This is a genomic window from Klebsiella sp. CN_Kp075 (assembly GCF_040065055.2).
Classification (GTDB): Bacteria; Pseudomonadota; Gammaproteobacteria; order Enterobacterales; family Enterobacteriaceae; genus Klebsiella; species Klebsiella aerogenes.
Genome location: NZ_CM198050.1, coordinates 3,617,890 through 3,630,607, shown reverse-complemented (window position 1 = coordinate 3,630,607; position 12,718 = coordinate 3,617,890). Strand labels below are relative to the sequence as shown.

At 55.2% G+C, this 12,718-nt stretch carries 14 protein-coding genes; 8 read left to right on the top strand and 6 right to left on the bottom strand.

The genetic code is table 11. The annotated features are described in order from the left end of the window. Positions 1-216: 216 nt before the first annotated feature. From kdoO to ABLV78_RS17385, 3 genes are all read left to right on the top strand, one after another. Positions 217-1,107: a Kdo hydroxylase KdoO gene (gene kdoO, locus ABLV78_RS17395; RefSeq protein WP_045396376.1), complete on the top strand. Its 891-nt coding sequence runs from the start codon at positions 217-219 to the stop codon at positions 1,105-1,107. Positions 1,108-1,243: 136 nt separating this feature from the next. Further along, positions 1,244-1,627 (top strand): biofilm formation regulator BssR, encoded by a 384-nt coding sequence (gene bssR, locus ABLV78_RS17390; protein WP_045364588.1) that lies wholly within the window; start codon positions 1,244-1,246, stop codon positions 1,625-1,627. Positions 1,628-1,731: 104 nt separating this feature from the next. After that, positions 1,732-2,835, top strand: a complete 1,104-nt coding sequence (locus ABLV78_RS17385) for a PQQ-dependent sugar dehydrogenase (protein WP_047049074.1) — start codon at positions 1,732-1,734, stop codon at positions 2,833-2,835. Positions 2,836-2,839: 4 nt separating this feature from the next. Here the strand turns inward: ABLV78_RS17385 and ABLV78_RS17380 are convergent, their stop codons facing one another. Beyond that, positions 2,840-3,466, bottom strand: coding sequence for a glutathione S-transferase family protein (locus tag ABLV78_RS17380; protein ID WP_045396367.1), 627 nt, complete (start codon positions 3,464-3,466; stop codon positions 2,840-2,842). A 256-nt stretch (positions 3,467-3,722) separates the two neighbouring features. Between ABLV78_RS17380 and dacC the strand changes: the two genes are divergently transcribed. Then, a complete protein-coding gene (gene dacC / locus ABLV78_RS17375) occupies positions 3,723-4,925 on the top strand; it encodes a serine-type D-Ala-D-Ala carboxypeptidase (RefSeq protein WP_045396363.1) in 1,203 nt (400 codons plus the stop codon). 28 nt (positions 4,926-4,953) lie between these two features. On the opposite strand, the gene deoR is transcribed toward dacC, so the two are convergent. Continuing rightward, entirely contained in the window at positions 4,954-5,712 is a 759-nt protein-coding gene (deoR, locus tag ABLV78_RS17370; RefSeq protein ID WP_047049071.1) for a DNA-binding transcriptional repressor DeoR, read from the bottom strand. An 86-nt stretch (positions 5,713-5,798) separates the two neighbouring features. Then, complete coding sequence (gene ybjG, locus ABLV78_RS17365; protein WP_045396360.1) at positions 5,799-6,392, bottom strand: undecaprenyl-diphosphate phosphatase; 594 nt, start codon at positions 6,390-6,392, stop codon at positions 5,799-5,801. Between the two features lie 303 nt (positions 6,393-6,695). Here ybjG and kdeA point away from each other — a divergent pair, with 303 nt between their 5' ends. Continuing rightward, on the top strand, positions 6,696-7,928 hold the full coding sequence (gene kdeA / locus ABLV78_RS17360; protein ID WP_015367543.1) for a multidrug efflux MFS transporter KdeA: 1,233 nt from the start codon (positions 6,696-6,698) through the stop codon (positions 7,926-7,928). Between the two features lie 41 nt (positions 7,929-7,969). Here the strand turns inward: kdeA and ABLV78_RS17355 are convergent, their stop codons facing one another. After that, positions 7,970-8,782, bottom strand: coding sequence for a Cof-type HAD-IIB family hydrolase (locus tag ABLV78_RS17355; RefSeq protein WP_045396350.1), 813 nt, complete (start codon positions 8,780-8,782; stop codon positions 7,970-7,972). After that, complete coding sequence (locus tag ABLV78_RS17350) at positions 8,782-9,984, bottom strand: MFS transporter (protein WP_045396346.1); 1,203 nt, start codon at positions 9,982-9,984, stop codon at positions 8,782-8,784. Before ABLV78_RS17350 ends, ABLV78_RS17355 begins: the two co-directional genes overlap by 1 nt. Before the next feature lie 113 nt (positions 9,985-10,097). Between ABLV78_RS17350 and ABLV78_RS17345 the strand changes: the two genes are divergently transcribed. Beyond that, a complete protein-coding gene (locus ABLV78_RS17345; protein WP_045396344.1) occupies positions 10,098-10,652 on the top strand; it encodes a TetR/AcrR family transcriptional regulator in 555 nt (184 codons plus the stop codon). Here ABLV78_RS17345 and ABLV78_RS17340 read toward each other — a convergent pair. Beyond that, positions 10,645-11,442, bottom strand: a complete 798-nt coding sequence (locus tag ABLV78_RS17340; protein ID WP_047049068.1) for an SDR family NAD(P)-dependent oxidoreductase — start codon at positions 11,440-11,442, stop codon at positions 10,645-10,647. The genes ABLV78_RS17345 and ABLV78_RS17340 overlap by 8 nt on opposite strands. A 234-nt stretch (positions 11,443-11,676) precedes the next feature. Between ABLV78_RS17340 and ABLV78_RS17335 the strand changes: the two genes are divergently transcribed. Beyond that, entirely contained in the window at positions 11,677-12,321 is a 645-nt protein-coding gene (locus ABLV78_RS17335; RefSeq protein WP_047049501.1) for an Ssp6 family T6SS pore-forming effector, read from the top strand. Further along, complete coding sequence (locus ABLV78_RS17330) at positions 12,284-12,508, top strand: hypothetical protein (protein ID WP_072201277.1); 225 nt, start codon at positions 12,284-12,286, stop codon at positions 12,506-12,508. The genes ABLV78_RS17335 and ABLV78_RS17330 overlap by 38 nt, the downstream gene beginning before the upstream one ends. The last annotated feature ends 210 nt before the right edge of the window (positions 12,509-12,718 follow it).

The following is a 12,718-nucleotide window of genomic DNA, read 5'->3' as shown; positions in this document are numbered from 1 at the left end:
TTGGAATGGTCAGGGCAGGAATTCTACAGATCTTTGCGAAAAAGAGTATAGCCAGGGGGCGATGAATGATGAAAAAGCTTTACGGCAAAAAAACTCGGCCATGGTATTCAAAACCATTATCTCATTTACATTGACCTTACGTTTAATAACATTCTGTTAACCTTGCCGATGGCCGGAGCCAAAACTGATAAAACCCATGCGGCAAGGAGCATAACAATGACCACGAGCAGTCCGCTGGCCCTCACGACATTACCCTTTACCCATCTGGATATTCCGCCGCAGCCATCGTCAATTCAGCATTCGCTGGAAGAGGGCAACGTCCTCTATTTACCGAATCTGGATTTTTCGCTGACTGCCGAAGAGCGCGAATTACTCAATACCGATTTAGTATCGCCGAAGCGTAAGAACATTAGCTACCAGCCGCAAAAGCGTGAAATTAAAGGCGTAGCGGACGCGGCGAAAGCCCCGGCGGTACTGCAGCTGACCGAACGTTACTATCAATCCACGTTGCGCCTGATTGATGCGCTACTGCCCGGATATCGCGAAGCGCTTTATCGCCCGCAAACCAGCCTGCGGCTGCATCCGATAACCGCCTGGCGCGACACGACCTCGTGGCGTAAAGATGATACCCGCCTGCACGTCGACGCTTTCCCGTCGCGCCCGGTTTATGGCGATCGCATTCTGCGCGTATTTTGCAACATCAATCCGCACGGTGAGCCGCGTTTGTGGCGCACCGGCGAACATTTTGAAACGCTCGCTGCGCGCTTCCTGCCGACGCTGAAACCGTGGTCGCCGTTCGCCAGCTGGCTGCAGTCGGCGGTGGGGATCACCAAAAGCAAACGTAGCCATTACGATCATCTGATGCTGGCGTTGCACGACAAAATGAAAAGTACGCCGGAATATCAACAGCACGGCGTACAGCAGGCGGTAGAGTTTGCCGCCGGGAGTACCTGGATCTGCTTTTCCGATCAAACGCCGCACGCGGCGATGGGCGGCCAGTTTATGCTGGAACAGACTTTCCAACTGCCGGTGAGCGCGATGCATAATCCGCAGTATTCACCGCTGAAGGTGCTGGAAAAATTGATGAACCAGCCGCTGGTGAGATGAACAACGCGGCGTGGCCTCTGAAGTTGTAACATTGTAAATAATGTTAATTGCTGTGGAATTATTGACCTTGCTCATAATTCCGCGCAAAAAATGACCATACTATGATTATGGTAATGGACGACAGAGGAGGACCGTGATGAGCGTTGACAGACGTTACACTAACCTTTTGAATAAGCTGATTAATGCCAATATCGATCTGGCGGCTTATCTCCAGCTTCGTAAAGCGAAAGGCTATATGTCAGTCAGCGAAAATGACCATCTGCGTGATAACTTGTTTGAGCTATGCCATGAACTGCGCGTACACGCGCCGCGTTTGCAGCACGCCATCGCGCCGGAAGAGATGGAAGCCTTCCGCCTTGCCGGCGAGTCCGTCGCTTCGGCGGCGGTTTGCCTGATGAGCGGGCATCATGATTGCCCGGCTTATATTGCCGTTAACGTAGAGAAGCTAGAACGCTGTCTGTCGGGATTGACGATGAATATTCACATACTGAATAAATCCGCGCCAATTGCCCACGCCTGAATCCAGGGGGAGGCGACTCCCCCTGTTAAAGTTTATGTAAAAATCCCTGCCTGACCGCCCACGCTGGCTACCCTTATCAGCAATGCTGACGAAAGGAGTGCGCCATGCGCCGATATCTCAAAATAACTCTCATGACTGTGCTGCTGCCTATGGCGGCGATGGCCGCCCCGCGCGTTGAGGTGCTGCAGGATAACCTCGACCACCCCTGGTCACTGGCATTTCTGCCGGACAATGAAGGCGTGCTGATTACCCTGCGCGGCGGCGAACTTAAACGCTGGCATCTCGATAAAGGATTATCGGCGCCCATTCGCGGCGTGCCGAAGGTGTGGGCCAACGGTCAGGGCGGCCTGCTGGATGTGGTGCTGGCGCCGGACTTTGCTCAGTCGCGCCGGGTATGGCTGAGCTATGCCGAAGCGGGCGAGGACGGCAAAGCGGGTACCGCGGTGGGGTACGGCCGCCTCAGCGCCGACCTGCAAAACCTGGAAGATTTTAAAACCGTTTTCCGCCAGCAGCCGAAGCTCTCCACTGGCAATCATTTTGGCGGGCGGATGGTCTTTGATGGCAAAGGGCATCTGTTTATTGGTTTAGGTGAAAACAATCAGCGCCCGACGGCGCAGGATCTCGATAAACTGCAGGGAAAAGTCGTGCGCCTGACTGACCAGGGGACAATACCCAAAGATAATCCTTTCGTCGGCCGTACTGGCATCAGACCGGAGATTTGGGCTTACGGTATTCGCAACCCGCAGGGAATGGCGATGAATCCGTGGAGCGATACGCTGTGGCTGAACGAGCACGGCCCGCGCGGCGGCGATGAGATCAATATTCCTCAGGCCGGGAAAAACTACGGCTGGCCGCTGGCGACGCACGGCATTAACTATAGCGGCCAACCTATCCCGGAAGCTAAAGGAAAGAGCGCGCCGAATACCGAGGCGCCGCTGCATGTCTGGCCCGTTTCCCCGGCGCTGAGCGGCATGGCGTTTTACAACGCGCCGACTTTCCCGCAGTGGCGACATAAGTTGTTTATCGGCGCGCTGAAGGACGAGTCTTTGATTGTGCTCTCGGTGGACGGCAATACCCTTAGCGAGGAGACGCGGTTGTTAAAAGATCGCGGCAAACGCATTCGTGATGTGCGCGTCGGGCCCGACGGTTACCTGTACCTGTTAACCGACGAGCCTGACGGTGAACTGCTCAAGGTCAGCCCGGAGTGAGCCTTCAGGTAACCGGGATCATGACCACGTCGCGGAAGGCCTGACGCTGCTGGATTTGCTGGTACCAGCGCTGTAGATGGGGCCGCGGCTGCCAGCTGTCGACGATGGACAGCAGGTTATAAACGAACGGCGCCACCGCTACATCGCCAAGGCCGAACTCATCGCCGGAGAGCCAGGCATGCTTCGCCAGTTCATCGTCGAGCATGGCGAACAGTCCTTCGCAGGCGTTAATCCCCGCGTCGATTGCTGCCGGATCGCGCTGGGCCGGCGGCGTTCTAACCAGCCCCATTAATACCGGACGGTGCGCCGGCGACAGCGTGGCATTCGCCCAGTCCATCCATTTTTCACCCTGCGCGCGCTGCGCAGGCGACTCTACCCACAGCCGGTTTTGCCCGTATTGAGCGGCAAGATAGCGAATAATGGCGTTGGATTCCCACAGCACCAGCCCATTGGTATCGTCTTTGAGTAGCGGCACCAGGCCGTTCGGGTTCATCGCCAGATACTCCGGGTCGTGATTGAGACCATACTCCAGCCCCGCCAGAATCTGCTGATAAGGAAGATCCAGTTCCGCCAACACCCAGCGTACTTTCTTCACGTTGGTCGAGTTATTTCTGCCCCATAACGTAATCATATCCGCTCCTGCATGTTATTTAATCGCCGTTGCAACATGGTGAGCAATCATGTTGGAATAAAGTTAATATTAAGGCAATCACGATCAAAAAAATTGCCTTGTTTTCAGCAGGCAGCGGCGTTATTGCGTAAACTTTAAAAACTTTACCAACTCGCTGTTTCTTTAAGGTCATTTGTACGCTTTACTCACCGCCTTGTGCTGTGCGGCAAGAGTGTTGCGGCATATTTTGTTTGGAAAGGATACTTGGGTGGCTCTTATGACGCATGATGCTTTTTCCCTTCGCGGCCTCGCGGCAGGCTGCGCGCTTTTACTTCTCGTGGCCCCTGCAGTGCAGGCGGCGGATCAACTTCCGGATGCGCCATCGATTGATGCGCGAGCCTGGATCCTGATGGACTATGCCAGCGGCAAAGTATTGAGTGAAGGCAACGCCGACGAGAAACTCGACCCGGCCAGCCTGACCAAAATCATGACCAGCTACGTGGTAGGCCAGGCGCTGAAAGCAGGCAAAATCAAACTGACCGATACAGTCACCGTCGGTCGCGATGCGTGGGCCACGGGCAACCCGGCGCTGCGCGGCTCCTCGGTGATGTTCCTGAAGCCAGGCATGCAGGTATCGGTTGAAGACCTCAATAAGGGCGTGATAATCCAGTCTGGTAACGATGCCAGCATCGCCATTGCGGATTATGTCGCCGGCAGCCAGGATTCGTTTGTCAACCTGATGAACGGCTACGCGCAGAAAATCGGCCTGACTAACACCACCTTTAAAACCGTCCACGGCCTGGATGCGCCGGGGCAGTTCAGCACCGCTCGCGACATGGCGCTGCTGACCAAAGCAATGATTCATGATGTGCCGGAAGAGTACGCGGTACACAAAGAAAAAGAGTTCACCTTCAATAAAATCCGCCAGCCCAACCGCAACCGTCTGCTGTGGAGCACCAACCTCAATGCCGATGGCGTGAAAACCGGCACCACCGCCGGCGCGGGTTACAACCTGGTCTCTTCCGCAACGCAGGGCGATATGCGCCTTATCGCGGTGGTGCTGGGCACTAAAACCGACCGTATCCGCTTTAACGAGTCCGAAAAACTGCTGACCTGGGGCTTCCGTTTCTATGAAACCGTCACCCCAATCAAACCGGATGCCACCTTTATTTCCCAGCGCGTATGGTTCGGCGACAGTAATGAAGTCAAACTGGGCGCCGGCGAAGCCGGTTCGGTGACCATTCCTCGCGGACAGTTGAAAAACCTGAAAGCGAGCTACAGCCTGACGGAACCGCAGCTCACCGCGCCGCTGGCGAAAGGGCAGGTGGTGGGCACCATCGACTTTAAGCTCAATGACAAAACCATCGAACAGCGCCCGCTGATCGTTATGGAAGAAGTGAAAGAGGGCGGCTTCTTCAGCCGCATGGTCGACTTCGTGCTGATGAAACTGCACGGCTGGTTCGGCAGCTGGTTCTCTTAACAGACAGACCGCGCCCGACGGGGCGCGGTTAGTACAGCAGTGATATTTGCTTATCTTTCGCCAGCGCCAACAGATCGTCATCCGGACGAACGTCGCTGGCGATGACGTCAAAACGCGATAACTCCCCCATCCGCGCCGGCCGCACTTTGCCAAACTTGCTATGATCGACCACCAGCACATGGTAGCGAGCATTATTCATGGCCCAGTGTTTCACCGGCAGCTCTTCCAGGTTATAGCAGGTCGCTCCCTGCTCGCAGTCGATACCGGCGGCAGAATAGTAGGCGATATCCGGGCTGAGGTGGCTCAGGGTATCCTGCAGACTGAGCGGCAAAAAGATGGCATTGCTGGCGTGGAATTCGCCGCCGCACAGAATAGCGCGGCACAGCGGTTTTTCCTGCAGGGCGAGAAAGGTATTTAACGAGTAGCACACGCCGGTAAACGGCAGCTCGTTATCGATGGCGTCGATTATCCATGGCGTGGTGGTGCCGCAGTCAAAAAAGGCCATCTGATGCGCTTCAAGCAGCCCGGCGGCATGGCGCGCAGCGCGGCGCTTTTCATCCACCAGACGGGTTTTCTGATCGCTCAGCAGGTAGTGCGTGGCGCTACGCGGTTCCAGCACGATGTAACCGCCCAACAGCACCACAGGGCCGCTGTGGCCGTTCAAATCGCGACGAATGGTCATTTCTGATACGCCAAGCAGCGAAGCTGCTTCTTTCAGGTGAAGTTTATCGCTGCGCTTGAGTGCCTGAATGAGCTGGTTAATGCGTTCGTCACGACGAGTTTCCATATACCCTCTGAGCTAAAATCGCCCTGCAAGGGCAGGGCGTCAGCTTGATTTTACCCGGCGGCGAGGGGTTCGTCACCTGTCAGACGTTAGCCGCGTACCCAGCCTTTACGAATCGGCAGCGAGAAGCAGAGACGATACAGGCGCTGCAGCCATTGGTAGAGGCCATGACCGCCGCTCTGCCACAGCAGTTGCGCGCCAAGGCAGCCGCACATGCCGGCCAGCAGCCCGCCCAACATATCCAGCGGCCAGTGTACTCCCAGATAGACGCGTGACCATGCAATCGCCGAAGCGATGACCAGCAGCAGCACGCCGGACCACACGCGGTGCCAGAACAAAAACGCCAGCGCGAAGGTAAAGATGACGGTGCCGTGATCGCTTGGGAATGAGTCATCCGCCGCATGATGCAGGAAATTGTAGCCGACGCCGTCAACAAACGGCCGGTCATGCGGAAACAGATGACCGATAACCCACGAAATAGACAGGCTCAGGGCCAGGGCCAGCATGACCTTGAATACCAGTTGACGCTGGTTTGGCCCCCACAGCCACAGCGCCACCACCAGCAGCGGCACAATGATAATTAAGTCTTTGGCAATAAACGTGGCGACCTCAATTGCCCACCACGAGGAGGCCGGGGTGGCGTTAATCAGGGCAAACAGCGCGTAGTTGATATTTTCCAGCATGCTTCCAGTCTCTGGTTACGATAGCAATAAGCCGCTCACCTTATTGAAAGGTAACGATGGGGTAAAGCAGCATTGTCTTAATTATCAGTTTGTTACGAAATATAGCCGTGAGATGCCCTTGCCGGTATTTCGCCATAGCAAGTATATCGGCTGTAATCTCATTGAAACATAAACGAAATATAAATATTCGTTTCATGCCGGACTGCGGGCTGGCGATATTTTTCATTGTCACTCACAATTCACTATCTCCACGGGTCGACTTTCATTAAACTTTGCGCGATTTTTTTTTAATTAAGAGATTGCATGCAGAATTATTCGCTATCAGGTAAACGCCTCGGTCGTCAGGCGTTGCTGTTCCCGCTGTGCCTTGTGTTATATGAATTCTCCACCTATATCGGCAACGATATGATCCAACCGGGTATGCTCGCGGTGGTGCAGGAGTTTCAGGTCGGCAATGAGTGGGTCCCCACCTCTATGACCGCCTATCTGGCGGGGGGGATGTTTTTGCAGTGGCTGCTGGGGCCGCTGTCGGATCGTATTGGCCGCCGCCCGGTGATGCTGACCGGGGTGGTGTGGTTTATCGTCACCTGTCTGGCGACGCTGCTGGCGCAGACCATTGAACAATTTACCCTGCTGCGTTTCCTGCAGGGTATCAGCCTGTGCTTTATCGGCGCGGTGGGCTATGCGGCTATCCAGGAGTCGTTTGAGGAGGCGGTGTGTATCAAAATTACCGCCCTGATGGCTAACGTCGCGCTGATTGCGCCGCTGCTCGGGCCGCTGGTCGGCGCCGCCTGGGTGCATATGCTGCCGTGGGAGATGATGTTCGTGCTGTTCGCCGTGCTGGCGGCCATCTCCTTTGTCGGGCTACAGCGGGCGATGCCGGAAACGGCGACGCGGATGGGGGAAAAACTGTCGGTAAAAGAGCTGGGGCGCGACTATCGTCTGGTGTTGAAAAACCTGCGCTTTGTCGCCGGGGCGCTGGCGACCGGTTTTGTTAGCCTGCCGCTGCTGGCGTGGATTGCGCAATCGCCGGTCATTATTATTAGCGGCGAGCAGGCCACCAGCTATGAGTACGGTATGCTGCAGGTGCCGATTTTCGGCGCGCTGATCGCCGGCAACCTGGTACTGGCGCGTCTGACTTCACGCCGTTCGGTACGCTCGCTGATTATTATGGGCGGCTGGCCGATAATGTTTGGCCTGCTTCTGTCGGCGGCGGCCACGGTCGTCTCGTCCCATGCTTATCTGTGGATGACCGCCGGTCTGAGCTTCTACGCTTTCGGGATTGGTCTGGCTAACGCCGGGCTGGTGCGCTTAACGCTGTTCGCCAGCGAGATGAGTAAAGGAACGGTTTCGGCGGCGATGGGCATGCTGCAGATGCTGATCTTTACCGTGGGCATAGAGCTTAGCAAGCATGCTTATGAGCTTGGCGGTAACGGCCTGTTCAGCCTGTTTAACCTGTTGGGCGGGGTGCTATGGCTGGGGCTGATTATTTATTTCCTGAAAGATAAAAGCGTCGGCAGTTCGCAGCAGGCGTGATACGTAGTAAACCCGGATGCCCAAAGGCATCCGGGTTCTCATCAGGCGAACGGCGCTTCGCGATTCAATACCTTATCAATAATCTGCAATACGCCTTCTTCGTTATTATGCGGCGCATGATGGCTGGCGACGGCTTTGACCTCCGCTTTGGCATTCGCCATGGCGAAGCCAAAGCCGGCATGCTGCAACATTTCAATATCATTGCCGCTATCGCCGAAGGCCACCACTTCATGATTATCAATACCCCAGCGCTCCTGCAAAATGCGCAGGCCGTTGGCTTTATGCACGCCAGGGATGATTAAATCGATACTGCCGTAACCGGTGGCGACGGCGGTAACCATATCGCCCAGCGCCGCGTGTAGCTTCGGCTGAATTTGCGGAATCAGATGATCCGGCACGTTCAGGCCGAATTTGAGGATCGCGTCATCGAGATGGTTAAAATCATCCACCAGTTCGAGACGGTGATAGTACTTCGCCGCCACCGCTTTTAGCTCGTCATTATAGCTATTGAGCGTATAGGCGCTGCGTTTGCCGCAGGCGATAATTTCGATATGCGGCAGCGTTTGCAGGTGGTCGACGACGGCGTTGAAATGCGTCGTCGGCAGCTGGCAGTTAAAGATATCCTCTTTACCGCTTACTACCCAACCGCCGTTTTCGGCGACGAAGGCGATTTCATCGACCAGCTCCGGGAAGAACGATATCAGCTGGTAATACTGGTTGCCGCTGGCGACCACGAAGCGAATGCCCTGTTCGCGCATGCGCTGATACTGCGCCAGAAAACGTGGGCGATTATAGGTTTTGGCATCGCTTAAAAAGGTGCCGTCCATGTCTACCGCAATCAGTTTGATGCTCATTAGCTATTCTCCATCACAGGTTCGGGCTGCGGTTTAGCTACCGCGCGGGCTACCAGCGCCGCCACCATGACTAGTCCCAGTACTACCATCATGGCGCTACGCAGGCCAAAGTGTTCGCCAAGGAAGCCCAGCAGCGGCGGCCCGACGAGGAAAGCCAGATAGCCGGTAATCGCCACGACGCTTACACGTTTAGGCGCATCCGGGCCGGTATCGCTGGCGGCGGAAATGGTGAGCGGGAAACCAAGCGACGCGCCGAGCCCCCACAGCAGTACCGATACCCCGGCGACCCAGGTGCTGTCGACAAAAATTATCAGCCCGATGCCCAGCGCGCCCATTACCGCGCTGGCGCGTACCACGGCGACGCGGCTGTAGCGGTCGATAAACCAGCCGCCGGTGAAGCGGCCGAGGGTCATGCCGAGGGTGAAACCGGCGTAAATCAGCGAACCGGAAGTGGGGCTAAAGCCATGGCCGTCGACCATCAGCAGCGGCAGCCAGTCGTTGGCGGAACCTTCGGCAAAGGCCATCGCCAGCACGATTACGCCGATCAGCAATAGCTGCGCGTCGCGCCAGACCGGTAGGCCTTTGGCCTCGCTATGGGCGGATTCGGCGGCGTTTTTGCCGGTACCGTCGGGGATGGCGCGAATGGCGATAAGGATAGGGGCAATCGCCACCAGCGCAGCGATCAGAATATGCGGCGCGGCGGGCAGGCCAAAACCGGTCACCGCCATACCGATGCCGGCGCCCACCAGGGTGCCGAAGCTATAAAAACCGTGCATCATCGGCAGCACGGTTTTATTCATTTCCCGTTCAACGGCGGCGCCTTCGACGTTAATCGCCACTTCCGCCGAGCCGAAGCTGGCGCCGAAGATAGCCAGCCCGAAGGCGAACAGCGGCGCGGAGGCGAGCCACAGCGCGAGGCTTAGCACCAGCATGCCCGCCACGGCGCATAGCATGGTGGTGCGGATGACTTTACGGGTGCCGAAGCGCTTAACCAGCCATGCAGAACAGAGAATGCCGCTCATCGAACCGATCGACAGGCCAAACAGCACCATCCCCATCTCAGCAGTGGAAAGGGTTAGTAAATCGCGAATCGCGGGCGTACGGGTGGCCCAGGAGGCCATCAATAAGCCGGGAATAAAAAAGAACATAAATAGCGCCCACAGCCGAAGCTGGAGGGCTTTGCGAGAAGTTTGCGCCGTCATCCATAAACGCCCGAGAAAGAAGAGTTGCAGACAACAGTAGCAAGGTTGTGTACATTTGTACACATTCCGCTATCGCTTGATTTGCATAGCGCACAGAGGGGAAAAACACACCGATGACCCGCAGACCGAACGATCCGCAGCGGCGCGAGCGCATCCTGCAGGCGACGCTGGATACCATCGCCGCGCACGGTATTCACGCGGTGACGCACCGTAAAATCGCCAGCTGCGCCGGGGTACCGTTGGGCTCGCTGACCTATTATTTTAGCGGTATTGAGGCGCTGATTGAGGAAGCGTTTCGTAACTTCACCGTCGAAATGTCGGCGCAGTATCAGCAATTCTTCAACGGCGTCGGGAGCCGCGAGCAGGCCTGCGACGCTATCGCCGAGCTTATCTTCAGCGCCCAGGTGACCACCGCGCGCAATATGGAGTTAATGTACCAGCTATACGCGTTTTGCAGCAGCCGACCGGCGCTGAAAGCGGTCATGCAGAGCTGGATGCTACGCAGCCAGCAGACGCTGGAGCAGTGGTTTGAACCGGCGACGGCGCGCGGGCTGGATGCGTTTATCGAGGGGATGACGCTACACTTCGTGACCGATAGCGCGCCGCTGTCGAAAGCGGCCATTCGCCTGATGGTCGGGCGGCTGGCGGGGGAGAATAGCGCTAGCTAAGCGTCGCCCCCGCGGTGACGTTAACCACCGTGGCGGTCATCGCCGCCGCCGACGGTGAGGCGAGAAAGGTGATGACCCCGGCTATCTGCGCGAGCGTCGGCAACCGCTGTAGCATCGTGCCGTGCGCCGCACCGCCAAGCCACTGTTCAACGCTCAAGCCCAGCGCCTGCGCTTTAGGCGCAAACACCTCGGCAGTATAAGAACCCGCCAGCACCGCATCCGCTATCGCGTGTGACCGCACGCCGAGCACGCGGATATTTTTCGCCCCCAGTTCGCTGGCCAGCGCTTTGATAAAGGCTTCCATTGCGGCGCAGCCGACGATATGGCCAAGGTGTCCAGGAACGGCCATCGTCGCAGAAGGAGGAATAGTGGTAATTATGACGCCCTCGCGTTCGCCACCCATCCACGGCGCTACAGCCTTAGCAATAGTAAATTGGGCATCAAGAAAGGGGACAAAACCCTGGCGATACTCGGCAAGGGATAATTGTTCCAGCGTTTTCCCCTGATCGTGGAGAAAACCGGTGGCATTAACCACAATATCAATCCCGCCGGTTCTCCCGGCCAGGTTGGCCACCTGCCCGGCGGTTTGCCCGCCATCCAGCACATCCAGTTGCAGAGTCTCGACGATACCTCCAGCGGCGCGAACCTCAGCCGCTGCCTTTTCCAGCTTATCCGCCTGCCGGGCGGCCAGAAAGATCTGTGCGCCTTCTTTCGCCATGGCAAGCGCCGTCGCGCGGCCAATCGCGCCGCTGCCGCCGAAAATCACCACGGTCTTATCTTTAAGCAACATGAAGAGCGCCTTATGTGGGAGTGGATCAGCAAAGTATGGGTGAAAAAATAGACTGTGCAAGGAGGGGGAGTATTAAAATTAGTGCAGTAATTTTTGAGTTCTGGCCGTAAAGCAAACCTGTTACTTAATCATTTAACATATTGTTTTAATTGGAAAAAATAAATATTTTTTTCTGGTTCTTGAGCGTGAAAGTGATTAGCCTTTTATCATCTTATGGTTATTGAGATGGGTTTCATGGATGCAAAGCTAATTGCAAGGGGAATTGTTGATGGTTTAACTTCCCTTTCCGAAGGATTTTATTTATCAGCAATAAGAACGGTAGAAGGTTCAGGAGTCTTGGGGCGTGATCTTAAAAGGCGTAATGAATATGAAACGGAGCGTTTTATTAGGGCGTTTAGAGCATTGATATCGAACGATCAACCAATCAGGCAGCTAATCACCATTGTGAGTACGGATTTTTATGCAAAACTCGATGACGAAGGGAAGAAAGCGATTAATGACAGGATTGGTTATTCTGACGCAAAACTGGGAACACGTACGGGGGCTCAGTTTTGCCTGTCCCTGACTTTATCCGAAAAAATAATTGCGCAATTGAAAACTACCAGAATTGGGAACTATGTTCTGCGGGGCTCGGCGTCGTTTGCTTTAAGTGCCGTTATTATGCAGGGGATAATCGAAGAGGCAGCGAGAGCTTCTCGTAGGATGAAGGACAGGTATTCATCAACCTATATGAAAGTTTCACCAACGAATCTTGATATGGTCTACTTTCTGGTCGAAGAACCACTAGAACTGTATCTCAAGTACATAGAGAGCCATCCAGTGCAATGTAAAGGAATAGAAAATGAAATCTGTAAAATTCTCGGCCAGCCATTCTTATAAAAGAATTGGCGTGCATTGCATCAATATGATTGATGCAATGGGGAGGGGGATTTGCTCAATTATGGCTTTTGTTAGTCTTATTGCGCTGGATGGATGGCTATTTAAGCTGGGTGGTTTTGCGATTTGTTTTGTACTGATTTGCCTAATTATTTTTCTGGCCGACTGGTTAAAGGCAAAAATTCAGTAAGTGATGACGATCAGTACGCAACTGATACCTTCAGAGCGGTTTTGGTTTCAGGCTAGCTCGAAAAGTGCCAACTTCAGGCAACAAAAAACCCATCAACCTTGAACCTAAACGGCGGGGTTGATGGGCTCCACAAAATGGGGACATCAAAGAAAAGCAGTGGCACTAGTTATGACTGACGTCCTGGGAAAAAGTTCTGTTCATCACCGATTT

Excerpts from the sequence above, each read along its gene's own strand:
- kdoO (WP_045396376.1), top strand. The coding sequence starts at position 217 with ATGACCACGAGCAGTCCGCTGGCCCTCACGACATTACCCTTTACCCAT.
- ybjG (WP_045396360.1), bottom strand. The coding sequence starts at position 6,392 with ATGCTGGAAAATATCAACTACGCGCTGTTTGCCCTGATTAACGCCACC.
- ABLV78_RS17385 (WP_047049074.1), top strand. The coding sequence starts at position 1,732 with ATGCGCCGATATCTCAAAATAACTCTCATGACTGTGCTGCTGCCTATG.
- ABLV78_RS17345 (WP_045396344.1), top strand. The coding sequence starts at position 10,098 with ATGACCCGCAGACCGAACGATCCGCAGCGGCGCGAGCGCATCCTGCAG.
- ABLV78_RS17380 (WP_045396367.1), bottom strand. The coding sequence starts at position 3,466 with ATGATTACGTTATGGGGCAGAAATAACTCGACCAACGTGAAGAAAGTA.
- bssR (WP_045364588.1), top strand. The coding sequence starts at position 1,244 with ATGAGCGTTGACAGACGTTACACTAACCTTTTGAATAAGCTGATTAAT.
- ABLV78_RS17340 (WP_047049068.1), bottom strand. The coding sequence starts at position 11,442 with ATGTTGCTTAAAGATAAGACCGTGGTGATTTTCGGCGGCAGCGGCGCG.
- kdeA (WP_015367543.1), top strand. The coding sequence starts at position 6,696 with ATGCAGAATTATTCGCTATCAGGTAAACGCCTCGGTCGTCAGGCGTTG.
- dacC (WP_045396363.1), top strand. The coding sequence starts at position 3,723 with ATGACGCATGATGCTTTTTCCCTTCGCGGCCTCGCGGCAGGCTGCGCG.
- deoR (WP_047049071.1), bottom strand. The coding sequence starts at position 5,712 with ATGGAAACTCGTCGTGACGAACGCATTAACCAGCTCATTCAGGCACTC.
- ABLV78_RS17330 (WP_072201277.1), top strand. The coding sequence starts at position 12,284 with ATGAAATCTGTAAAATTCTCGGCCAGCCATTCTTATAAAAGAATTGGC.
- ABLV78_RS17355 (WP_045396350.1), bottom strand. The coding sequence starts at position 8,782 with ATGAGCATCAAACTGATTGCGGTAGACATGGACGGCACCTTTTTAAGC.
- ABLV78_RS17335 (WP_047049501.1), top strand. The coding sequence starts at position 11,677 with ATGGATGCAAAGCTAATTGCAAGGGGAATTGTTGATGGTTTAACTTCC.
- ABLV78_RS17350 (WP_045396346.1), bottom strand. The coding sequence starts at position 9,984 with ATGACGGCGCAAACTTCTCGCAAAGCCCTCCAGCTTCGGCTGTGGGCG.